Annotated in this window: 17 protein-coding genes; all 17 read left to right on the top strand. The window is 70.4% G+C overall.

Annotated elements, in window-relative coordinates; translation table 11 throughout:
* Positions 1 to 587: 587 nt before the first annotated feature.
* Positions 588 to 743: a hypothetical protein gene (locus tag JNW87_RS03360; RefSeq protein WP_238452963.1), complete on the top strand. Its 156-nt coding sequence runs from the start codon at positions 588 to 590 to the stop codon at positions 741 to 743.
* Positions 744 to 815: 72 nt separating this feature from the next.
* A complete protein-coding gene (locus JNW87_RS03355; RefSeq protein ID WP_309233894.1) occupies positions 816 to 1406 on the top strand; it encodes a helix-turn-helix domain-containing protein in 591 nt (196 codons plus the stop codon).
* A 559-nt stretch (positions 1407 to 1965) separates the two neighbouring features.
* Positions 1966 to 3780, top strand: coding sequence for an MBL fold metallo-hydrolase (locus JNW87_RS03350; protein WP_238452962.1), 1815 nt, complete (start codon positions 1966 to 1968; stop codon positions 3778 to 3780).
* A complete protein-coding gene (locus JNW87_RS03345; RefSeq protein WP_238452961.1) occupies positions 3777 to 5597 on the top strand; it encodes a hypothetical protein in 1821 nt (606 codons plus the stop codon). Before JNW87_RS03350 ends, JNW87_RS03345 begins: the two co-directional genes overlap by 4 nt.
* Positions 5581 to 6699, top strand: coding sequence for a LacI family DNA-binding transcriptional regulator (locus JNW87_RS03340; protein WP_238452960.1), 1119 nt, complete (start codon positions 5581 to 5583; stop codon positions 6697 to 6699). The genes JNW87_RS03345 and JNW87_RS03340 overlap by 17 nt, the downstream gene beginning before the upstream one ends.
* Positions 6700 to 6915: 216 nt before the next feature.
* Complete coding sequence (locus JNW87_RS03335; RefSeq protein ID WP_238452959.1) at positions 6916 to 8265, top strand: ABC transporter substrate-binding protein; 1350 nt, start codon at positions 6916 to 6918, stop codon at positions 8263 to 8265.
* Positions 8265 to 9224, top strand: a complete 960-nt coding sequence (locus tag JNW87_RS03330) for a carbohydrate ABC transporter permease (protein ID WP_238452988.1) — start codon at positions 8265 to 8267, stop codon at positions 9222 to 9224. Before JNW87_RS03335 ends, JNW87_RS03330 begins: the two co-directional genes overlap by 1 nt.
* A 56-nt stretch (positions 9225 to 9280) precedes the next feature.
* Positions 9281 to 10162, top strand: a complete 882-nt coding sequence (locus JNW87_RS03325; protein WP_238452958.1) for a carbohydrate ABC transporter permease — start codon at positions 9281 to 9283, stop codon at positions 10160 to 10162.
* 7 nt (positions 10163 to 10169) lie between these two features.
* A complete protein-coding gene (locus tag JNW87_RS03320) occupies positions 10170 to 11141 on the top strand; it encodes an ROK family protein (RefSeq protein WP_309233892.1) in 972 nt (323 codons plus the stop codon).
* Positions 11138 to 11731: an SIS domain-containing protein gene (locus JNW87_RS03315; protein ID WP_238452956.1), complete on the top strand. Its 594-nt coding sequence runs from the start codon at positions 11138 to 11140 to the stop codon at positions 11729 to 11731. Before JNW87_RS03320 ends, JNW87_RS03315 begins: the two co-directional genes overlap by 4 nt.
* Positions 11732 to 11869: 138 nt before the next feature.
* The gene (locus JNW87_RS03310; protein ID WP_238452955.1) at positions 11870 to 14335 is read left to right on the top strand and encodes an alpha-mannosidase; all 2466 of its coding nucleotides are present in this window, start codon (positions 11870 to 11872) and stop codon (positions 14333 to 14335) included.
* On the top strand, positions 14332 to 17061 hold the full coding sequence (locus JNW87_RS03305; RefSeq protein ID WP_238452954.1) for a glycoside hydrolase family 2 TIM barrel-domain containing protein: 2730 nt from the start codon (positions 14332 to 14334) through the stop codon (positions 17059 to 17061). Before JNW87_RS03310 ends, JNW87_RS03305 begins: the two co-directional genes overlap by 4 nt.
* Positions 17015 to 18748 (top strand): hypothetical protein, encoded by a 1734-nt coding sequence (locus JNW87_RS03300; protein ID WP_238452953.1) that lies wholly within the window; start codon positions 17015 to 17017, stop codon positions 18746 to 18748. Before JNW87_RS03305 ends, JNW87_RS03300 begins: the two co-directional genes overlap by 47 nt.
* Positions 18745 to 20103 (top strand): GH1 family beta-glucosidase, encoded by a 1359-nt coding sequence (locus JNW87_RS03295; protein ID WP_238452952.1) that lies wholly within the window; start codon positions 18745 to 18747, stop codon positions 20101 to 20103. The genes JNW87_RS03300 and JNW87_RS03295 overlap by 4 nt, the downstream gene beginning before the upstream one ends.
* Positions 20100 to 21359, top strand: coding sequence for a 6-phospho-beta-glucosidase (locus JNW87_RS03290; RefSeq protein WP_238452951.1), 1260 nt, complete (start codon positions 20100 to 20102; stop codon positions 21357 to 21359). Before JNW87_RS03295 ends, JNW87_RS03290 begins: the two co-directional genes overlap by 4 nt.
* On the top strand, positions 21359 to 22363 hold the full coding sequence (locus JNW87_RS03285) for an N-acetylglucosamine kinase (protein ID WP_238452950.1): 1005 nt from the start codon (positions 21359 to 21361) through the stop codon (positions 22361 to 22363). Before JNW87_RS03290 ends, JNW87_RS03285 begins: the two co-directional genes overlap by 1 nt.
* Positions 22360 to 23154: a 6-phosphogluconolactonase gene (locus JNW87_RS03280; RefSeq protein WP_238452949.1), complete on the top strand. Its 795-nt coding sequence runs from the start codon at positions 22360 to 22362 to the stop codon at positions 23152 to 23154. Before JNW87_RS03285 ends, JNW87_RS03280 begins: the two co-directional genes overlap by 4 nt.
* Positions 23155 to 23166: the final 12 nt, after the last annotated feature.

Here is a 23166-nt window from a genome sequence, read left to right as displayed (position 1 = left end):
TCGATGAGCAGTGGCTGGATCTGATCGAGTCCCTTGTACCCGCGCCTCCAGATCGGCATCTCCCTCGACGGGGACGCGGCGGGCAACGCCTGGCGGTTGGTTACGACGGCCGGGCGGTGTACCCGCGCGTAGCCGCCGCGCTGCGGCTGCTGGCCGAGCGCGGCCGAAGGGTGGGCGTGATCGCCGCGGTCACTCCGACCGTGCTCGGCCGTGCCGAGGCCGCTTTGACCACCTCGCCGGCTTCGAGGCGATCAACGCCGTCAGCTTCGTGCCCTGCTTCGATGCATCCGTCCAGGGCCCCACCGCCGCCCAAGGGCAGCGCCTTCCCGCGAGCCGGCTCCTTCAGCGCGCGGCTCTGCGCGGCTCGCAAGGGCCCGGGTGGGCGACCACCCCAGACCAGTACGCCGAGTTCGTGCTTGCCGCCAGCGTCCGCTGGATCGGCGCCGGGCACTTCGCCCGGCTGAAACTGGAACCGGCCGTATCCACCATCCGACGGCTGCGGGGGCTGGATACCGGCTTCTGTCACTTCTCCAGCCTGAAGTGCGACCACGTCTTCACGCTTTATCCAAGCGGACGGCTCGGCAGTTGTGACGAACTTGCCCTGGCCGCAGGCCCAGCTCACCCACTTGGACCGGGTTTCCGGGCAGAAGGCGGTCGTCGCGGCTCAGCGGCGGCTGCCGCTGCTGAACCAGGGCAAGGCTCTGATGGGGCGGTGCACCACCTGCGCGTACCGGTCCACGTGAGGCGGCGGCTGCGTGGCCACCCGCTGGCGTCAGGACCAGGCTGGCGACCAGGACGCCTACTGCGACTACCGGATGCGGATGATCGACGGCATCGCCGCACTCCTCGCTCAGCCCGCCCATCCGGCAGGGGTCGTTGCTGAATTTGGGTGGGCTTCGGGTATGCCACGAGCAGGTCGCCCGAAAGCCGAGCTCGTGTTGCCCGATGTAGAGCGTCAGACGCTGCTTTCGTGGTCGCGTCGGGCGAAGACGGCGCAGGCGTTGGCGTTGCGGGCGCGGATCGTGTTGGCGTGCGCGGAAGGCGCGACGAACAAGGACGTGGCCGCGGCGTTGGGAGTGTGGCCGCAGACGGTGAACAAGTGGCGGGCCCGGTTCGTGCGTGACCGCTTGGAGGGACTGTCGGACGAGCCTCGTCCGGGCGCCGCCCGGAAGATCACGGACGAGCAGGTCGAAGCGGTGATAACAGCCGGGCAAGCCCCGGCCGGTTCTCCCGATCGGATCAAGCCCGACACCCTCACGGCTTTGCCGGGCCCTGTCCCGCCCTCGTCGGTCGAGGCGGCGCAGGCATGGCGGACCGCGGTACGCCCGAGTAGGGTGTGCGTCCCCAAGCGGCGGGCCTCCGGGCACGCCCGCCGGAAATGCTGCGAGCCCTCCCGGAGGACGTAGACCGGCCGCTGGCCGGCGTTCGGGTCGTCGACCCGGGTGTACGCCGGCTCGCCATTCGGGTTGTAGTCGAGCAGGACCTGGCCGTCCCACACCATCCAGCTGCCGTGCGTCCTCTTCTCCCAATCCGTGTCCGGTTCCCTAAAGTAGTTAATGCGGGTACACCGGTCGCCGTCGGCGATCACCTCGTACTCCTGACGGAACTCCTGTTCGTCCCGCCTCATGATCATGGTGTAGCGTCCGCGGCTCACGCCAAGCGTCTGCTTGACGACCCCGGTCGAAGTTCCTGCCGCACCGGCTGCCCACAGCTGGTGATTGTCAGCACCGCTGCGACCCAACCGCCGAGGGCCGGCCACCACAGTGCCCTTCGGGTTCGCTGTCGGCGGTCAGCGCGCCGGTCCCCGGCGCGGCGGGCAGAAACACGTGCGCGTGGCCGAAGCGGGGGATCGGCGGGATCGCCCGCCTGCACAGGTTGGTCGGCCCGCGACCCGGCTGCTAGGTCGAATGATCTTTGGACCTCGGCGTACTTCCCAGAGGTTCGCCCGTGTGGAATCGTTGCCACATGCGCCTCACGGACAGCGTGCGCTTGCACCACGACACCTGCAATGTCTACCTCCTCGTCAGCGGGACGGACGCCGTCGCCATCGACTTCGGGTCCGGGACGGTCCTCGACCACTTGGCCGATTACGGTGTCGAGCGCATCACGGATGTGCTGATGACCCACCACCACCGTGACCAGGGGCAGGGCCTGGCGCGGGCCGCCAGCGCCGGTATCCGCATCTGGGTGCCGTCGACCGAGCGGGACCTGTTCGCCGACGTCAGCGCGCACTGGCAGATGCGCACACTCGACAACAACTACGACCTTCGGCAGGACAGGTTCTCGCTGCTGGACGACATACCTGTGCATGGCATCGTGCCGGAATACCGGACCACCCGGTTCGGCGGGATCACCCTCACCGCACTGCCTACGCCGGGACATACCCTGGGCTCGATCAGCTACCTCGCGGAGTTGGACGGCAAGCGGATGGCGTTCACCGGTGACCTGCTGCACGGTCCCGGAAAGGTCTGGTCGGTGTCGGCGCTGCAGTGGAGTTACAGCGGACTGGAAGGCGCCGCCGCGTCCGTGCTGTCGCTCGACCTGCTCGCCGACCGCGAGCCCGACCTGGTGCTGCCGTCGCACGGTCGACCCATCGCCGAGCCCGCACCGGCGATCGCCGAGACCAGGCACCACCTTCAGGCCCTTGTGGACTTCCGGCGCGATCTGCCCTGGGACCTGACCTCCTGGCTGCGTCAACCGTACGAGGAGATCAGCCCTCACCTGCTGCGCAACCGCACGTCCTTCGCGACGAGCTACGCTCTGCTTTCCGACTCCGGCGTGGCGCTGCTCATCGACTACGGCTTTGACATGGTCACCGGTCTGCCCTCCGGCAGCGACCGGTCGTCGCGCCGGCCATGGCTCGCGTCTCTGGACGCGCTGAAGGGCAAGTACGGAATCGACCGCGTCGAGGTGGCCCTGCCCACCCATTACCACGACGACCATGTAGCCGGTTTCAACCTGTTGCACCAGGTGGAGGGCACCCAGATCTGGGCGGCGGACCTGATTGCCCCGATCCTGCGCGATCCGCTCCGGTACGACTTGCCGTGCCTGTGGTACGACCCGCTGCCCGTGCATCGTGTGATACCCACCGGCATCCCCGTGCGGTGGCACGAGTACGAGCTGACCATGTATCCGCTGCCGGGCCACACGCTGTACGCGGTGGCCATTGCGTTCGAGGCCGACGGCAACCGGGTGGTGGCCACCGGGGACCAGCAGGACGGCGGCTCGGTCACCGGGCAGCGCACGGAGACGCCCAACTTCCAGTACCGCAACCGGTTCCGCATCGACGACTTCATCGACTCTGCTCTGCTGTACCGGCGGCTGTCCCCCGATCTCATGATCAGTGGTCACTGGCAGCCCCGCCTGGTCGACGACGCCTACCTGGACATGCTGCTCGCCAAGGGCGAGGAACTGGCCCGCCTGCACCGGGCGCTCCTGCCGCTGGACGAGGTGGACTTCGGTGCAGAGGGGTTCGGCGCCCGGATCCTGCCGTACCGCTCGGTCGTGACCGGCGGTGAGAATCTGCAATTGGAGGTGGAGGTTCGCAATCCGTTCCGGCGGCCCAGCGACTTGCGGGTCGACCTGGTGGCGCCGCACGGGTGGCAGGTGTCGCCCGGGCACCGCCAGGTCGAGGCCGAGGCGCTCGGCGAGGAGTGCGTGCGGTTCACCGTGCTGCCCCCGCCCGGCGTGCCGCAGCGGCGGGCGCGCGTGGCGGCCAACCTGACCGCCGGCGGCCGCGACTTCGGGCAGCAGGCCGAGGCGCTGGTGGACGTGCGATGACACCCGAGATCGAGGTCGACGAGACGAGCGGACACCTGGAGATCCGCACGGCGCAGTACACAGCCCGGATTGATCGGCGACGGCTGCTGGCGGACGTGACCGGAGCGGACGGCGGTTCGTGGGGGCGGCTACGACTGCTCGCCTCCGTGCACGCGCTCGACGGACCCGATGAGACGGTGCAGGTGGAGCGGATCGATCACGAGTTCCACGACGGCGTCGTCCGGGTCACCGTCGCCTGCACCAGTTCTCGCTGGTCCGGCCGTACCCAGGTGACGGAGTTCCACCCGGGTGCGATCACCTTCCGCGCGACCGTCCGCGGCCACGGCCGCGTCACGACCGTGCACCTGCTCGGCGGGGCACGCCTGCCGCAGGGCATGCTGCCCAGCGGCGCGGGGCACCGGACGGTCTTCTCGCCGAACCCCGACCATCCGTGGCGGATCGCCCGACCGGCGGTCGAACCAGCGGTGATCAGCGTCAATGGTGAGGGCGGCGAGCCCGGGGTGGGCCGCTGGTTGTTCACCCCCGCGCCGACCTGCTTCGGATTGTCGCGCCAGCCCGCGGACGACGATCGACAGCTGCCAGCCGGGCCGTGGCTGATGGTCGGGCTGGCGACCGAACGACGTCCCTTCGTGGAGTTCGGATACGACCCCACGCCGGGCGGGTTCAGCCTGCGCTGTGAATACCAGGGACACACGCTGGTCGAGGACGCCTTCACCACGCCGACCGTGCTGCTGCTGTTCGGCGCCCGCGATCCGTACGACGGGTTGGGTCGCTACCGGGACGAGCTGGTCGCGCGCGGCCTGACCCCGCCGGCCACCACACGGTCACTCGCCGACCACTGGCGCCAACCAATCTTCTGCGGTTGGGGGGCACAGTGTGCACTGGCGACCGACGGCGATTCCTCCGCGCCCGACCTGTCCCGGCAGGCGCTGTACGACGAACTCCTCACGACGCTGGCGGCCAACGGCGTCGTACCGGGCACGGTCGTCGTTGACGACAAGTGGCAGGCGGAGTACGCCACCTGCCGGCCCGACACCGGAAAATGGCCGGATCTGGCGGGGTTCATCGCGGCCCGGCACGCCGAGGGGCAGCGGGTGCTGCTCTGGTGGAAGGCGTGGGATCCGGAGGGCGCGTCCGACGAGGCGTGCGTCCGCGATCCCGACGGCACGCCCGTCGCGATCGATCCCGAGAGCCCGCTGGGCCGGTCGGTCATCGAGGACGCCGTGGCCCACATGCTGGACCCGGACGGGCTCAACGCGGACGGACTCAAAATCGACTTCACGGGCCGTACGCCGTCCGGCACGGCGCTTCGTCACGCCGGCCCCTCGTGGGGTTTCGACCTGTTGCACGAGTTGCTGGCGGTCGCCTACCGGGCTGCGAAGCGGGTGAAGCCGGACTCCCTGATCGTCACGCACACACCCGATCCCGGGTTTCTCGACGTGACGGACATGATCCGGCTCAACGACGTACTGCACCTCGACCACCCGGAGGGGCGGACACCACCGCCCGGGGTGAACGGCTCCGCTGTGGTGAAGCAGATGACCTACCGGGGGCGGGTGGTACAGGCGGCCTGTCCGGAGATGCCGGTGGACACCGACGGCTGGTGCCTGCCTGGCCAGGAGGACCTCGTCGCGTACGCCGCGGCCGCGCCGACGTTGGGCGTGCCGGCGCTGTACTACGCCGATCAGATGGATCTCGAGCGTGGCCGCGTCGTCGAGGCGACGTGGGCGGCGATCGCGGCCGCGTGGGCGGCCTACCGTAGACTGCACGGGCTGGTGTTCCCGCATAGACTCCAGTCTTATGGTGGGGAAACGTGAGGGTGGCGGCGAGGGGCGCGCGGGAACTCGCGCCTCGCCCCGGCGCCGCCCCACGATCCAGGACCTGGCCCGCGCCGCCGGCATCTCGCCCTCCACCGCGTCACGGGCCCTCAGCGGCAACGGTTACGTGTCGGCGGAGGTGCGTGCCCGGGTGCTCGCGGCCGCCGAGGAGATCGGCTACGTCCCCGACAGCATCGCCCGGTCGTTGCGCAGCCGCACCAGCCGCGCGGTGGGCGTGCTGATCTCCGACATCCGTAATCCGTTCTACGCCAACCTGGCGGCCGGCATCGAGGAGCGACTGCGCTCGGCGGGCTACCACGTGATCGTGGTCAACAACGACGGCGAGGCCGACGCCGAGGTCGAGGGGGCCCGGACGTTCCTGGCGGTCCGGGTGTCGGCGGCGATCGTCACACCGGTCTCTGACCGCGCGGTGCGGATGCTGATGAGCGACGGTGTTCCGGTGGTTCAGGCCGACCGTCTGGTGGACGGACTGAGCTCGGATGCCGTGCTGGTCGACAACGTCCAGGGGGCGCAGGAGATCACGAGTCACCTGGTCGACCTCGGTCACCGGACCATCGCGCTGCTCATCGACGAGACGGACTGGACCTCCGGCGCCGGTCGCCTCGCCGGATACCGGGCAGCGCTGCGCGCCGCGGGCACCCCGATGGATCCCGCCCTCGTGGTGCCGACGAGGTTCCAGCCCGACGCGGCACGCGAGGCCGTCGACGCCCTGCTGGACCGGCGTCCCGACGTCACCGCCCTGTTCGCCGCGAACAACCTGCTGGCCGAGGGCGCGTTCCAGGCGCTGCGGCTGCGCGGGCTGCGGGTGCCGGAGGATCTGTCGCTGGTGGCCTTCGACGACCTCCCGTGGATGTCGATGGTGTCGCCCGGGATCACCACCGTCGACCAGCACACCGACGAACTCGGGCGGATGTGTGCGCAGTTGGTCGTGGACCGGATCGCCGGTTCCGAGTCCGGCGAGGCGACCGTCCGGTACATCGAGCCGTCCATTGTCATCCGCAGCTCCACGGCGGCGCCGCGTGAGCCATCCGTGCCCGTCGCTCGCGCGGCATCCACACAGGTCGGTTCCGTCACGATCTGATCCCGGGAGCGGAGCCGTCGCGGGCTGGTAACACGACGGCAAACAACTCTTGACAGTCCTATGGGTCGGAAATATGGTCCAGGTCACTGTGGTAACGATGCCACATTCGATGTCCTGGTTCTTGGTCCACGGGGTGGCGCAGCGCCGAAGCGGCAGATCAGGGCTGCGCTTCTCGCCCCAGGGGTCCCGGACATCCGCCGTCTGTGAGGAGTGACGATGACGATCACCCGACGGGGTCTTCTGGCCGGTTCGATGGGGGCGCTCGCGCTGGGAGTGAGTGCCTGCGGCGGGGTCAACAAGAGCAGCAACAGCGACGCGACCAAGGGCGGCGACAGCGGGTCCTTGTCGACAATGGGCTTCGGCAAGCCGGACGACGTCGGCCAGGCCCGCATCGACGCGTTCAAGAGCGCCTATCCGAAGGTTCAACTCAACATCAACGAGGGCGACTTCGACCCGCAGCAGTTCCTCTCCGCGGTCGCCACCGGCAACGCTCCGGACCTGGTGTACCTCAACCGTGAGTTGGTCGGCAGCTACGCCTCTCAGGGTGCCATCGAGCCACTGGACGACAAGATGGCCAGCGCCGGGATCAAGAACAGTGGCTACCGTGAGGCCGCGATCAAGGAGGTCACGGTCGACGGGAAGGTCTACGGCATTCCCGAGTTCTACAACACCCGCAACATCCTGGTGAACGGCAAGGCGCTACAGGAGGTCGGGCTCACGCTGCCGGACGTGAGCACCAGCGACTGGGACAAGCTGCACGCCAGCACCGTGAAGCTGTACAAGGCCAACGGCGGTCGGATCGCCCGGATCGGGTTCGACCCGAAGCTGCCGGAGTTCCTGCCGTTGTGGGCGAAAGCCAACGGCGCCGATCTGGTGAACCCCGACGGCTCGCCGAACCTCGAGGACCCGAAGGTCATCGAGGCCCTGACGTACGCGCTGAGCCTGATCAACGAGCAGGGTGGCTGGTCGAAGTTCAAGGCCTTCCGCGACACGTGGGACCTCTTCGGGTCGGGCAACCAGTTCGTGAAGAACCAGGCGGGCGCATTCCCCTGGGAGGGCTGGCTGGTCAACGTCCTGGTCCAGGCCTCGCCGAAGGTCGATCTGCAGTCGCTGCCGTTCACCGACCGGCAGGGCAACCCGATCAGCTTCCAGAGCGGCAGCGCCTGGTGCCTGCCGAAGGGCGCCAAGAACCCGGCTGCGGCAGTCAACTGGATGAAGACCATGACCAGCACGGAGACCTGGCTGAAGGCCGGTGAGGCACGCCAGGCGACGGTGGAGAAGAACAAATCCAAGTTCACCGGCCTCTGGACCGCCAACCCGGAGGCCGACAAGCAGATCAAGGCGAAGTACGTCAAGCCCGGCCAGACCGGGTTCGACAAGGCGATCGAGAACTACTACGCGTCCACCGAGTACGCGTTCGCCGTCGTTGGTTCCAAGGCCGGCAGTGAGATCAAGACGGCCTGGCAGGACGCGGTCAACCGGGCCCTCTCCGGCCAGCAGAAGCCCGACGCGGCGATGAAGCAGGCGCAGGCGGAGGCGAGCAAGGCTTTCAGCGCGGCGAAGTGATGGCCGCGCCGACATCGGTCGCCGCCACCCACAGAATGACTGCGGGTGGCGCGCGCCGCACCAGAAACTGGCGGGAGATCCGTGCCGCCTACGGTTTCATCTCGCTGTGGATCATCGGGTTCCTCGTGTTCACGCTCGGCCCGATGATCGCCAGCCTCGTGCTGTCGTTCACCGACTACAACGCGATCGACTCCCCGCAGAACGTGGGGCTGGAGAACTACCGCCAACTGGCGGAGGATCAGAAGGTCGCCAAGGCGCTCGGCAACACCCTGGTATACGCAGCCATGTACGTGCCGGCGTCAATGGCCGTGGCGCTCGCCCTCGCGATGGTGCTCAACCGGGTGGGGCGCGCGTCAGGCTTCTTCCGGACAGTCTTCTACCTGCCCAAGATGACGCCGACGGTCGCGGTGGGCGCGCTGTTCCTGCTGCTGCTCAACGGTCAGGAAGGCCTGCTCAACCGCACGCTACGCCTCTTTGGCATCGACGGCCCCAACTGGACGACGGACACCCACTGGGTGAAGCCGGGACTGGTCATCACCACGCTGTGGAGCGTCGGCGGGACGGTGGTCATCTACCTCGCGGCGCTGCGCCAGGTGCCGAAGGATCTCTACGAGGCCGCCGAGCTGGACGGTGCCGGCAGCTGGACGAAGTTCCGCAAGGTGACGATCCCGATGATCAGCGGTGCGCTCTTCTTCACCCTGATCGTGCAGACGATCGCCGCGCTGCAGATGTTCAACGAGGCCTACACCATGTTCTTCGGCGGGCAGCAGAACAGCACCTATTCCAACGAGGCCGCGCTGTTCTACGTGATCTATCTGTTCCAGCAGGCCTTCCGGTTCCTGCACATGGGATACGCCTCGGCGCTCGCCTGGCTGCTGTTCGTGATCATCATGATCATCACCGCCGTGCAGGTGCGCGTCTCGCGCCGGTTCGTCTACTACGAAGGCGAAAGGGATTGACGATGACCGCTTCGCCTCCGCACCTGACCGCTGCGGCTCCGGCTGCCCTTGACCCGTTGGGCAACGACCGCGTCGCCGGCGCCCGTTCGCAGTCCGGCGGCCGCGATCAGGGGCCGTTCTGGAAGCGTGCCCCCTATCTGATCGTGCTCGCCCTCGCCAGCGTCGTGTTCACGTATCCCTTCGTCTGGCTGATCAGCGCCTCGCTCAAGCCGCGCACCGAGGTGTTCGGCAACGCCCTGATCCCCCGCAACGTGCAGCTGTCGAACTTCGCCGACGTCTGGGACTACGCGCCCGTGCTGGCGTGGATGAGCAACAGCGTGGTGGTGGGAATCGCCGCGGCCACGACCGTGACGATCAGCAGCGCCCTCGTGGCGTTCGGCTTCGCGTACTTCCGGTTTCCCGGGCGCAACGTGTTGTTCGGGCTGGTGCTCGCGACGATGATGCTGCCGCAGGCCGTCACCATGATCCCGGTCTACCTGATCTGGAACAAACTCGGCCTCGTCGGGACCCAGGTGCCGCTCTGGGCGCAGAACATCTTCGGTTCGGCGTTCTACATCTTCCTGCTGCGCCAGTTCTTCCTGTCGCTGCCCCGCGAACTGTTCGAGGCCGCCCGGGTGGACGGCTGCGGCTTCCTCGGGTTGTTCCGGCGCATCGCCCTGCCGCTGTCCCGACCGGCCCTCGCGATCGTGTTCGTGTTCGAGATCCAGGCGAGCTGGGACGACCTGCTCCGGCCACTGATCTACCTGCAGGACACCTCCCTGTTCACGATCCCCCGCGGACTCAAGTCGGTCATCGACACCTTCGGCCAGGGCGGCGAACAGCACTGGGAGATCATCATGGCGGCCAGCGTGATCGCCACCCTTCCCATGATCATCATTTTCGCCGTCGCCCAGCGACACATCATCGAGGGCATCGCCACCCAGGGTCGGAAGGGCTGACGTCAGCGTGCCGTTCTGCGATCACGTACTCGCGCTCGACATCGGTGGCACCAAGCTCGCGGCAGGTGTCATGAATCGCACCGGGAAGCTCCTCTCCTTCGTGCGGGTACCCACGAGGGTCGAGGAGGGGCCGGACATCGTCATCGAGCGACTGCTGAAACTCGGTCACGAAGCGTTGGCGGCGTCCGGCCACAGCCAGGGCGACATCGCGGCGATCGGCATCGGCTGCGGAGGCCCGCTCGACCCGGTGACCGGACGCGTGCAGGGCCCGCCCGGGCTGCCGTATTGGGACGACGTGCCCATCGTCGAGCTGGTGACCGGCGCCTACGACCGGCCGGCCTTCCTGGAGAACGACGGCACGGCCGCCGTACTGGGCGAGTACCACTTCGGGCCCTGGCGTGGTGTGCAGCACATGCTCTACCTCACGGTGTCCACGGGCGTGGGCGGCGGCCTGATCCTGGACGGCCGGGTTCACCGAGGCGCGGCCGGCAACGGTGGCGAGTTCGGGCACGTGATCATCGACTGGAACGGGCGCGTCTGCGGATGCGGCCAGCGCGGCTGCATCGAGGCGTACGCCTCGGGCACCTCGATCGCACGCCGGGCCGTCGAGGCACTCGGCGCCGGTTCGGCGTCGTCCATGCGCGATGTCGCCGTGGTGACCGCCGAGACCGTGTCGACGCACGCGGCGCAGGGTGACCGGCTGGCGCGGCAGATCTGGGACGAGACCACGGCCGCGCTGGGGCGCGCCATCGCGGTGATGATCAACGTGGTCGAACCGCAGCTCGTCGTCCTCGGCGGCGGTGTCACCCGCGCCGGCAACGCCCTGCTGCTGCCGGTGCGCCGCGCCGCGCTCGCGCAGGCCATGCGACCGGCCGGCGCCGCCGCCCGGCTGGAGCTGGCCTCGCACGGTGACACCGTCGGCGTCGTCGGCGCGGCGGCATCCGCACTTGTCCACCTCCAGCAGGGAGCACCCTCGTGACTGTCGATGACCGGTCCTCGCTCGTTCACCACGTCGACGAACACCTCACGGTAATCGAATCGGTCCGCAAGCTCGTGGCCAACGTGGAGATCCTCGGCGACGAGCTCTGCGAGCGCCTCAGCCACGGCGGAACCGTCTACTCCTTCGGCAACGGCGGGTCCGCGGCAGACGCCCAGCACCTGGTGGGTGAGCTCATCGGGCGGTACTGCCGTGAGCGGCGGGCGTTGCCCGCCGTGGCCCTGTCCACCGACCCGACCGTGACCACCTGCATCGGCAACGACTACTCCTTCGAGGACGTCTTCGCCCGGCAGGTCTCGGCACTGGCCCGCACCGGCGACGTGGTGGTGGCCTTCACCACCAGCGGCCGGTCCCCCAACGTCGTCGCCGGCCTTCGGGCCGGCCGGGACGCCGGCGCCCTGACGGTCCTGTTCACCGGGCAGCCGGAAGCCGGCGGTGGACCCGCCGCGCGGTACGCCGAGCACGTCTTCGCGGTGGCGTCCGAGCGCACGGCCCGGGTTCAGGAGGCGCACGTCCTGCTCCTGCACCTCCTCAGCGAACACATCGACCGCTGGGCCGTCGCCCCCCACTGACCAGACCGGCACCGCACCACGGGAAAGGGACTCCTTCCACATGCTCCGCGCACAACCGCAGTCCGACACCCGTCGCCGTCGGCGATCCCCCGCCCGTCGGCACCTCCAGCCGGCCGGGCCACCCGGGGTCAGCTGCACATGATCGGCAACGCCCACATCGACGCGGTGTGGTTGTGGCCGTGGCAGGAGGGTTACCAGGAGGCGCGCGCGACGTTCCGCGCCGCCCTGCAACGGATCGACGAGTATCCGGACTTCATCTTCACCTGCGACTCGGTCGGATACCTGGCCTGGATCGAGGAGCACGATCCCGAGCTGTTCGCGGCGCTGCGGGAGCAGGTCCGTGCGGGCCGGTTCGAGATCGTCGGCGGTTGGTGGGTCGAGCCGGACTGCAACATTCCCGGCGGTGAGGGATTCGTCCGGCACGCGCTGTACTCCCAGCGGTACCTGGCCGAGAAGTTCGGGAGGACGGCGTCGGTCGGCTGCAACGTCGACCCGTTCGGGCAGAACGCCACGATCCCCCAGTTGCTGGCGAAGTCCGGTATAGACAGCTACGTGTTCATGCGGCCACAGCCGCACGAGACCGCGCTGCCCGGACCGACGTTCTGGTGGGAGGCAGCCGACGGGTCACGGGTGCTGGCCTACCGGATCCCGCACGAGTACTGCAGCCCCGCGGGGCATCTGGGCGTACACGTCGGCAAGGCGCTGGCCCAACTGCCGCACACCACCGACCCGCTGATGTGCTTCTACGGCGTCGGCAACCACGGCGGCGGCCCGACCCGGGCGAACATCGACAGCATCCGGGAACTGAACGGCAGCGACCAGTTCCCGCAGATGCTCTTCTCCACGGTCCGGGCATTCTTCGACGCGGCCCGCGCCACCGGACGGGACCTGCCCGAGTTCTCCGGCGAGATCCAGCCGCACGGAGTGGGCTGCTACTCCGCGCACTCCGGCATCAAGAAGCTGATCCGGCACACCGAGCACGCGCTGCAAGCCGCCGAGAAGTGGGCTGCGGTGGCGAGCGCGGCGACCGGCGTGCCGCGCGCGACCGACCAGTTCGAACACGCCTGGCGACAGGTCCTGCTCAACCACTTCCACGACACCGCGGCCGGCACCGCGCTGCCCAGCGCGTACGACGACGCGCGCGACCAGCTCGGTGAGGCGCGGGCGATCGCGGCACGCCTGCAGAACCAGGCGATCCAGAGCATCAGCCGCCAGATCGACATCCCCGACGAGGAGCGGATGGCGCCCCTGGCGGTGTTCAACCCGCACCCCTGGCCGGTGCGGACCACCGTCGAGGTCGAGTTCGGCAGCTTCCTCGGCAACGGCGGGATCGTGGCCGAGGACGACGCGCAGAACCGCATCCCCGTACAGTCCGCCCGCTCGACGACGGTGACCGGCGGTCGCCGGCGGCTCGTGGTGCCGGTGGAGCTGCCCCCGCTCGGCTACCGGCTCTACCGGATGTATCCCGATCACATCACTGTCCCCAGGCCGGCTGCGGAGACCGACACTGTGCTGGAGAACGATCACCTGCGGGTGATGGTCGACCCGGCGACGGGGTGGCTGTCGAGCCTCGTGTGCAAGGCCACGGACGCGGAGCTGATCAGCGGCGACGCGGCGAGGTCGCGGCATGCGGTCGTGCTGAACGACCCGACCGACACCTGGGGCCACGGGGTCGTCTCCTATCGGGACGTGATCGGGGCCTTCACACCGGTGTCGGTGCGGCGGATCGAGACCGGCCCCGTCCGGCAGGTGCTGCGGGTATGCAGCAGTTTCGGCGCCTCGACGCTGACCGAGGAGTTCGTGCTGGCTGCGGGTGCGCGACACCTCGAGGTCAGGGTCACCATCGACTGGCACGAACGCCTCCGGATGCTCAAGCTGCGCTTCCCGACCAACCTGACCGAGGTCACCGCGACCCACGCGATCCCCTACGGGCACGTCGAGCGGGTCGCCGACGGGCACGAGACGGTCAGCCACTCGTGGGTGGACGTGTCCGGCACGCTGAGCGGGCGTGCGGCTGGCCTGTCGGTCCTCAACGACGCCAAGTTCGGTGTCGACGTGACCGGGGGCGAGATCGGGCTCACCGCGCTGCGCAGCCCGGCATACGCATGGCACGCCCCGCAGCCCCTGCCCGCCGACGGCGACTACGAGGTCATGGACCAGGGGGTGCAGCAGTTCACCTACCGGCTGCTGCCGCATGCCGGCGACTGGCGGGCCGCCGGGACCGTGCGCGCCGCGGCCGAACTCGATCAGGCGCCGGTCGCCCTGCTGGAGTCGTGCCACGATGGTCCACTGCCCCAGCAGCACTGCTTCGCCGCCGTCTCCGACGCCGACAACGTGGTGATCACGGTGATCAAGCAGGCCGAGGAGCAGACCGGCGACTACGTGGTCCGGGGCTACGAGACGGCCGGTGCGGCGGCGAACGCCGCCATCGACCTGCCGTTCCTCGGCCGCACGATCACCGCCGAGTTCGGCCCGCACGAGATCAAGACATTGGTCGTCCCGCGCGATCCCGCCCGGCCCGCCGCCGAGGCTGACCTGTTGGAGCGGCCGACGGCGGCGGCCGAGGCCGTGGCCACGGACGAGCCGGAAGGTGAGCGGGAATGACGTCCGTGACCGCCTTGACCGAGGGCTGGCGGCTGCGCGGCTTCCTCGGCGACGACTGGCAGCTGCACCGGGCCCAGCTGCACGCCCGCGACAGCCAGGACGACGAGCGGCGGTGGATCCCCGCCCGGGTCCCCGGCAGCGTGCTCGCCGATCTGCTCGCCGCCGGCCAGGTCCCCTCCCCGTACGTGGGCACGCAGAGCCTGCTGTCGGAGTGGGTGCCGCAGCGGACGTGGGTGTACCGCACCCGCCTGCGCACCGCCGGGCTCGCGCCCACCGAGCGTGCGTTCCTCGAATTCGACGGCATCGACTACTCGGCAGCGGTCTACCTCGACGGCGAGCGGATCGCCGTGCACGAGGGCACGTTCGTCTCCCGCACGGTCGAGGTGACCGGACGACTCGGCCCCGGGGAACACACCCTCGCCGTGGTCGTCGATCCCGCGCCAATGAGCCAACCACAGGTCGGCTACACCGCCGAGGTGAACGTCCACAAGGGGCGAATGGGCTACGGATGGGACTTCTGCCCCCGGATCGTGCACCAGGGTCTGTGGGCGCCGGTCCGGCTCCGGACGACCGGACCGCTGCGGCTGGCCGACGTGTGGGCGCGACCCACGGTGACCGGCGCCGCGGGCCGCGTCACGGTGACCGTGTCGGTGGACGGCGAGGCCACCGGCGCGAGCGCGGAGTGCACCCTGCACGACCCGGCGGGCGCGACCGTCGCCAAGGGCACCGTGCCGCTGGACGGCGCAGCCACCGAGGTCACCCTCCAGGTCGAGGCACCCCTCGAATGGGAGCTCAACGGCCGTGGCGAGGCCCACCTGTACGCGCTGCGCGTGGCGCTGCACGACGGCAGCGGAACGCGCAGCGACGACCGCCACCTGCGGCTGGGTTTTCGGGACGTGCGGTTCAGCCGCGACGCCGGTGCGCCCGCCACCGCCCTGCCCTACCGGCTGACCGTCAACGGCCGGGCCAGCGACATCAAGGGCTGGAACTGGGTCCCCGCCGACGCCCTCTACGGCGCGGTCGACGAGGCCCGACTGCGCCACCTACTCGGGCTCGCCCGCGACGCCGCGGTGACGATGCTGCGGGTGTGGGGCGGCGGCCTCATCGAAAGCACCCTCTTCTACGACCTATGCGACGAGTTCGGGATCCTGGTCTGGCAGGAGTTCGCCCAGTCCAGCTCCGGCATGCGCAGCGTGCCCAGCGACGACGAGAGCTTCGTGGCCCGGATGGTCGCCGAGGCCGAGCAGATCGTTCCCGCCCGCCGTAACCATCCTAGCCTGGCCATCTGGTGCGGCGGCAACGAGTTGCAGCGGGCCGACGGGGTACCGCTGACCGACGCGGACTCCCCCGTGCTGGCCGCGCTGCACGACGTCGTCGCACGCCTCGACCCCAACCGGCAGTGGCTGCCCACCTCCCCGTCGGGGCCGGTGTTCGGCAACACGCTCGACAGCGTACGGACCAGCCCGGAACAGCACGACGTGCACGGACCCTGGGAGCACCAGGGCCTGTCCGACCACTACCGGCTCTACGACTCCGGCCGAGGGCTGCTGCTCAGCGAGTTCGGCGTGGAGGGCATGAGCAATGTCCGGGCGATCGAGTCGGTCGTACCGGCCCCGGAGCATGCCCTTCCCACGGCCGGCAACCCCGTCTGGGACCACCTCGGCCGGTGGTGGAACAACGAACCGCTGGTGCGGCAGGCGTTCGGCGACGCCCTCACCGACCTCGGCGCGCTCTCCCGGGCCAGCCAGTTCCTCCAAGCGGACGGCCTGCGCTACGCCGTCGAGGCCAACCGGCGCCGGCCGGAGAGCTGCGGGGTGTTGCCCTGGCAGCTCAACGAGTCCTTCCCCAACGGCTGGTGCACCGCCGCCGTCGACTACTTCGGCGAGCCGAAGGCCGCCTACCACTACGTGCGCCGCGCCTACCGTCCGCTGCACGTGTGCGCCGCCCTGCCGGCGCCCCGCGTCACCGGCGACGAGTTCGCCGCGACCGTGTGGGCGTGGTGGGACACCGCGTCCGGGCCGGGGAGCGTCACCGCCCGGGTGGTACGCCTCGGCGGACGCCAGGTCGCCGAGGCGCACTGGGCGACCGAATTCGTCGAGGGCCGGCCCCAGCCGCTCGGCGAGATCCGGTGCCCCGCGGGTGAGCTGGACGCACAACCGTTCCTGCTGGATCTGTCCGTGCACGCCGGAACCGACTCGCGGGCGAACCGCTATCTGCTCACCGCCGGCCACGACTTCCAGGACCTGCTCGCCCTGCCACCGGCCGGCATCTCCACCCGGCTGCACACCACCGGCGCGACCTGGACGCTGCGGCTGCGCCACGAGACCGGGCCGGCCATCCCGTTCCTGCGGCTGCTCGACGCCCGCCACGCGGCCGAGCCCGGCTGGCTGACCTGGGACGACAACGCCATCGACCTGCTGCCCGGCGAGGAGCGCGTCCTGCACGGCCGGTGGGACGGCGTGGCACCCGAGGACCGGCGCGTACGGCTCGACGGCTGGAACGTGTCCGCTCAACTGATCACGAGGCCGGCTGATGGCGGCGACCTTGACGAACGCGCCGCTGCACGTCAGCGGCCTCGACCCGCACCTGTTCGAGGTGGAACTGCGACAGGCACCGACGGCTTCGCCCGCCGGGGGCGTGACGGCGACCATCACGGCCACGTACCGGGGCACGGTGCCCGTGGAGGCACGGCTGCGGGTGTCCGCCAGCCTCGCCGACGCCGGTGATCCGTACTGGCTCATTCCCGGGCTGTTCTACGGCGACAACCGTCCCGCGGACAACCACCGGCTCTACCCGCGCTTCGCCCGCACGGTCGACGAGCCCGCCGCCCCAGGGCGGTACGTCTCCCCCGCATGGAGCTTCCGGGCCGACCGGGCCGCCACGCCCGCGGTGTTCGTCTGGGGAGCGTCCGGTGGCCTGGCGCTCACCGTCGACGAGCACAGCTCGCTGGGCCTGACCGGGATCGGGTTCGCGCACGAGGGCGACATCGCACAGCTGCACGCCGATTTCCCGTACCGTGAGGAGCCGGTCAGCTACGTCGGCAGCCAGGAACCCGCTGCGCCGCTGGCGCAGACGCACGTCTGGCAGCCGGGCGAGCGGCACGTCGTGGAGCTGTGCCTCTACCGGCTGCCCGCCGACCGGCACGCCTACGTGCCGGTACTGCGGGAGCGGCACGCCCGGTCGGCGACGGAGCCGCTGCGCCCGTGGGTCGACGTGACGGAGGCGGCGGACCTGGCCGCGTACGGCCTGCACCGCTGGCACTTCCGCCCCGACCCGGCGGTGCTGCTGGAGACGGCGGCGTTCGACCGGGAGTTCAACGACAACGTCCAGGGCCTGGGTGACCGGGCAGCGATGCACGTCGCGTGGATCAGCGGAATCCCGTACGCCCACGCGCTGCTGGCGCACGGCCGCCGCCGGGGACAGGACGACCATGTCGCGGCCGGTGCGGCGGTGATCGACCACATCTGCGGCAACCTCGCGCCGGCCGGGACGTTCTGGGGCCAGTGGACCGCGGCGAAGGGTTGGGGCCAGAGCTGGACGCCGGTCCGGGGTGGCCTGCACGCCCGTACCCTCGCCGAGGCCACCTTGTTCCTGCACCGCGCCGTCCGCGCCGAGCAGGCCGCCGGCGTGGACCGCCCGGGGTGGCTGGCGGCGGTGCGGAGCAACCTCGACGTCGCGGTACGCAACCAGCGCGCGGACGGCAACCTGGGCAGCCTGCTGCACGCCGACGACGGCCGGGTGCTGTCCTGGGCCGGTGCCGCAGGTCTGACCTGGGTCGCCGCGCTTGCCGAGGCGGGCGACCTCGACCCGGGCCTCCTGGAGGCCGCGCGGCGCGGTGGCGACTACTACGCCCGCTTCGTCGAGGAGGAGTTCCTGCACGGCGCCCCCGAGGACGTCGATCTGGCGCCGACGTCGGAGGACGGCTACGCGGCGGTGCTGGCGTATGTGGCCCTGTGGCGCGCCACCCGCGAGTCGCGCTGGTTGGAGTTCGCACGCCGGGCCGCGGACTGGATGTTGACTTTCCGCTACAGCTACGACGTGCGCTTCGACGGGCACACCCTGCTGGCGCAGTACGACTTCCGCAGCCGCGGCGCCGACCAGGCCTCCCCCAGCAACCAGCACCTGCACTCGTACGGCCTGATCTGCCTCCCGGAGATGGTCGAGTTGTCCGCCGCCACCGGCGACCGGCACTACCTCGACCGCACCCGGGAGAACCTGGCCTGCTTCCGGCAGTTCATCGCCCGCGCCGACGGCGACTTCAACGCCTACCGGGGCATGGCCAGCGAACGCTACTACCAGACCGCCTGCTTCCAGGCCAAGGGCATGGTGCTCACCCTGTCGCACGCGTGGAGCGTCGGCGTGCTGCTGCTGGGCTGCGAGGCGGCACTGAGCCTGCCGGAGGTGAACTGGTGACGAGTACCTTCCCACCCGGATTTCTGTGGGGCGCCGCTACCTCGGCGTACCAGGTCGAGGGCGCCGTCGACGAGGACGGCCGCGCGCCGTCCATCTGGGACACGTTCACGGCCGAGCGCGGGATGGACTCCGGCGCGGACGCCTGCGACCACTACCACCACTGGCTATCAGACGCCGACCTGATGGCCCAGCTCAACATGAACGCCTACCGGTTCTCGCTGGCCTGGCCGCGCATCATCCCCGGGGGGACCGGCCCGGTGAACCGGGCTGGGCTGGCGCACTACGACCGGATTGTCGACGGTCTACTCGAACGTGGCGTCACGCCGGTACCGACGCTGTACCACTGGGACCTGCCGCAGGCGTTGCAGGAGCGCGGCGGCTGGACCAACCGCGCGACCGCCGAGGCCTTCGCCGCCTACACGGACGTCTGCCTCGACCTGCTCGGTGACCGGATCGACACGTGGCTCACGGTCAACGAGCCGTGGGTGGTGTCCGTCCTGGGCTACCGGCTCGGCCTGCACGCCCCCGGTGAGAAGGATCTTCGCACCTCCATCCTTGTCGGCCACCACCTGTTGTTGGCGCACGGCCTGGCGACGGACCGCATCCGCGAGCGCCGCCCCACCGCCCGCGTCGGCATCCCGCTGAGCCTCTTCCCCAACTACCCTGCCACCGACGATCCGGCCGACGTCGCGGCATCGTGGGCCTCCGACGGGTACACGAACCGCTGGTTCCTCGACCCGGTGCTGCGCGGCCACTACCCCGCCGACACCGCCGAGCTGTTCGAACGGCTGATCGGGCCGATGGACTGGGTGCGCCCGGGCGACCTCGACATCATCGGCAACCGGCCGGACCTCATCGGCGTGAACTACTACACCCGCCGGCGGATCACCGCGAGTCAGGACGAACTGCCCTGGCGGGTGCTGCCCGCGCAAGAGGGCGTCCCGGTCACCGACAGCGGCTGGGAGAGCGTCCCAGAGGCGTTCCACGAACTGCTGGTACGGCTGCACCGCGACTACGACGTGCCGATGCTGATCACCGAGAACGGCGGGGTGTGGAACGCCCAACCGGACTCCGACGGGCGGGTGCGGGACACCGGACGCGTGCACGCCCTGCGCGAGCACCTGCACGCACTGTCCCGCGCGATCGACGACGGCGCACGGGTGCTCGGCTACCTGCACTGGTCGCTGCTGGACAACCTGGAATGGGCTGAGGGGTACGCCCAACGCTTCGGCCTCATCCACGTCGACCGGTCTACCCAGCGACGCACCGTCAAGGACAGCGCTCGCTACTTCGCGGCGGTCATCGCCGCCAACGCGGTCATCGACGTCTCCGACCAGTCAGAAGGAAGATCGTGAAACTGACGATCATCGGCGGCGGATCGACCTACACGCCCGAGATCGTGGACGGGCTGGTACGCCTGCGTCGCCAGCTCGACATCACCGAACTCGCCCTGCACGACGTCTCGGCCGACCGCCTGGCCGTGCTCGCCGCCATGAGCCGGCGGATGCTCGCCGCCGGCCACCATCTGGCGGCGGTCAGCACGCACACCGACATCGCATCCGCCGCGGACGGCGCGGACATCGTGCTGGTGCAGTTGCGCGTCGGTGGGCAGGCCGCGCGGCTGCAGGACGAGACGCTGCCCCTGCAGTGCGACTGCCTGGGACAGGAGACCACGGGCGCCGGCGGGCTGGCCAAGGCGCTGCGCACCGTGCCGGTGATGCTCCAGGTCGCCAAGGAGGTTCGGGCGGTCAACCCCACCGCGTGGCTGATCGACTTCACCAATCCCGTCGGGATCGTCACCCGGGCCCTGCTCGAGGCGGGACACGAACGGGTGGTCGGGCTGTGCAGCGCCGCGGTCGTCTTCCAGCAGCACTTCGCCAAGGTGCTCGACGTCGCCCCGCAGCGCATCACCCTCGACCACGTCGGGCTCAACCACCTGACCTGGGAGCGTCGGGTCCTTCTCGACGGGACCGACGTGCTGCCGCAGCTGCTCGCCGAGCACGGCGACCGGGTGGCGCGCGCCACCGGGCTGCCCACGGAGCTGGTCCGGCGCCTCGGCACCGTTCCGTCCTATTACCTGCACTACTACTACGCGCATGACGAGGTGGTCGCCGAGCAGAAGACGCACGGCGTCCGGGCCCAGGAAGTCATGGAGATCGAGAGCCAACTCCTGGCCCAGTACGCCGACGAGCAGGTGACCGGCAAACCCGACCTGCTCAGCCGGCGCGGCGGCGCCTACTACTCGCAGGCGGCGCTGGATCTGATGGCGTCGCTGCGCAGAGGCGACAGCCGGGTACACGTGCTCAACGTCCGCAACAGCTCGGCGCTGCCGTTCCTCCCGCCGGACGCGGTCGTCGAGGTAGCGGCCACGATCACCCCGGACGGCGCCGTCGCCCAGCCGGTCGAGCCGGTCGAGCCGCTGATCGCCGGCCTCATCGCGCATGTCACCGCGTACGAGCAGCTGGCGCTGGAGGCCGCGGTGCACGGCGGCCGCGAACGGGTGTTCCGTGCCCTGCTGGCGCACCCGCTCATCGGCCAGCACGCCATCGCCGAACGGCTGACCGACCTGCTGATCGCCGGCAATCGCGAGCATCTGCCCTGGGCCCGGTGATGCCGCGTCTCGTCCTGGCGGTGGACGGCGGCAACTCCAAGACGGACGTCGCGCTGATGAACGCCGACGGGCTGCTGCTGTCCTGGGTGCGCGGTCCCGGCAGCGCCCTCGGCGCGCAGCGCACGGCCGCCCTCGTCACACGGCTGGCGGGCATCGCGGCGCGCGACGCCGGCCTGGCCACCGACGCGCTCGCGCGGGCGCACGGGGCGTACTACTTGGCCGGCGCCGACCTGCCCGTCCAGGTCGACGCCCGGCGCGAGGCGGTAGCCGCGCAGCAGGTCCTGACGTCGGTCGAGGTCGGCAACGACGCGTGGGCGCTGATGCGGCTGGGCGTCGCCGCCGCAGCGCCTGCGGTGGTGGTCGTTTGCGGCGCCGGGCTCAAGTGCGTGGCCCGCGCCGGCGACGAGCGGTACGAGTTCCCCGGTCTGGGCTGGCAGACCGGCGACCTCAGCGGCGCCGGTGACTTTCTGGCCAGAGAGGCCGTCCGGGTGGCGGCACGCGCCGAGGACGGGCGGGGCCCGGACACCGGGCTGCGGCAGGTGATCCGCGAACAGCTCGCCGTGCCCGGCGTCCGGGCGGTCGCCGAGCGGATGCTCGCCGGGACGCTCGCGGAGCATCGGCTCGGCATCCTCGCCCCCGCCGTCCTGGACTGCGCGCGCGACGGGGACGCCGTCGCATCCGCCGTGGTGGACAGCCTGGCGGTGGAGGTCGGCACACTCGCCTGCACCGCCCGCCGTCGCCTCCCCGGGAGCCAGCGCGACTGGACACTGGTGTTGGGCGGCGGGCTGTTCGCCGATCCGGACGAGCGGCTGCTCGCCGCCGTCCGTGCCGCCGCACCGCAGCTCGACACCGACTTCACCGTCACCGTTCCTGCCGAGCCGCCCGTGGCGGGTGCCGCGCTGCTCGGCTTCGACCATTTGGGGTTCTCCGCCGACGAGGCGGTACGCGCGGGGTTCCGCGACGCGGCCCCCAGGCTGGTGTGCCCTGAGGAGCTGTCGCCATGACCGCGCTGCGTATCTTCCCGGACGCCGATGCGCTCGGTGCTGCCCTCGCCGTCGAGATCGTCACGGGCATGACGGAGGCGGCGCGGGAGGGGCGCCGGTATCTGCTCGGCTGTCCCGGTGGGCGCAGCCTGATCAGCACGTACCTGGCCGTGGCCGCCCGGCTGCGCGTGGCGCCCATGGACCTGGCTCACGTCGTGATCGTGATGATGGACGACTACCTTGACGACACGCCGGGGCCGGCGCGCCGCGTGCCGGTCGAGGTGCTGCACAGCTGCGAGCGCTTCGGTCGCCGGCAGATCGCCGAGCCCTGGAACCGGGCGGTGGGCAGCCGTCCCGGGGTTCCCGCCGACCAGGTGTGGCTGCCCGACCCGCTCGACCCCGCGGGCTACGACGAGCGCATCGCCGCGGCCGGCGGCGTCGACCTGTTTCTGCTGGCCAGCGGCGCTTCCGACGGGCACGTCGCCTTCAACCCGCCGGGCTCGGACATCGCCGACGGGACCCGGGTGATCGCGCTCGCCGACACCACCCGACGCGACAACCTGGCCACGTTTCCGCACTTCGCGGCGCTCGACAAGGTACCGAGACGGGGGGTCAGCGTCGGGCCGGCGACGATCGCCCGGCTGTCGCGGCGGGTGCGGTTGGTGGCGACCGGGCCGGCGAAGGCGGCCAGCGTCGCGCGCGTGCTGGCCGTCCGTCGATGGCAGGCGGACTGGCCGGCGACCCTGGTGCACGCCTGCCGCAACGGCGAGCTGTGGACCGACCGGGCAGCCGTCGCAGTGTTCAGCCCGTAGCGAAGGGGCGCA

Origin of the sequence: Micromonospora sp. ATA51 (genome assembly GCF_016802855.1) — a bacterium.
In the GTDB taxonomy this organism is placed as follows: Bacteria; Actinomycetota; Actinomycetes; order Mycobacteriales; family Micromonosporaceae; genus Micromonospora; species Micromonospora sicca.
This window is presented reverse-complemented; position numbering and strand designations above follow the sequence as displayed.

Bases quoted from the DNA above. Each gene is read 5' to 3' on its own strand.
- JNW87_RS03330 (WP_238452988.1), top strand. From the start codon at position 8,265: ATGGCCGCGCCGACATCGGTCGCCGCCACCCACAGAATGACTGCGGGT.
- JNW87_RS03310 (WP_238452955.1), top strand. From the start codon at position 11,870: ATGATCGGCAACGCCCACATCGACGCGGTGTGGTTGTGGCCGTGGCAG.
- JNW87_RS03355 (WP_309233894.1), top strand. From the start codon at position 816: ATGCGGATGATCGACGGCATCGCCGCACTCCTCGCTCAGCCCGCCCAT.
- JNW87_RS03340 (WP_238452960.1), top strand. From the start codon at position 5,581: ATGGTGGGGAAACGTGAGGGTGGCGGCGAGGGGCGCGCGGGAACTCGC.
- JNW87_RS03280 (WP_238452949.1), top strand. From the start codon at position 22,360: ATGACCGCGCTGCGTATCTTCCCGGACGCCGATGCGCTCGGTGCTGCC.
- JNW87_RS03285 (WP_238452950.1), top strand. From the start codon at position 21,359: ATGCCGCGTCTCGTCCTGGCGGTGGACGGCGGCAACTCCAAGACGGAC.
- JNW87_RS03305 (WP_238452954.1), top strand. From the start codon at position 14,332: ATGACGTCCGTGACCGCCTTGACCGAGGGCTGGCGGCTGCGCGGCTTC.
- JNW87_RS03350 (WP_238452962.1), top strand. From the start codon at position 1,966: ATGCGCCTCACGGACAGCGTGCGCTTGCACCACGACACCTGCAATGTC.
- JNW87_RS03335 (WP_238452959.1), top strand. From the start codon at position 6,916: ATGACGATCACCCGACGGGGTCTTCTGGCCGGTTCGATGGGGGCGCTC.
- JNW87_RS03345 (WP_238452961.1), top strand. From the start codon at position 3,777: ATGACACCCGAGATCGAGGTCGACGAGACGAGCGGACACCTGGAGATC.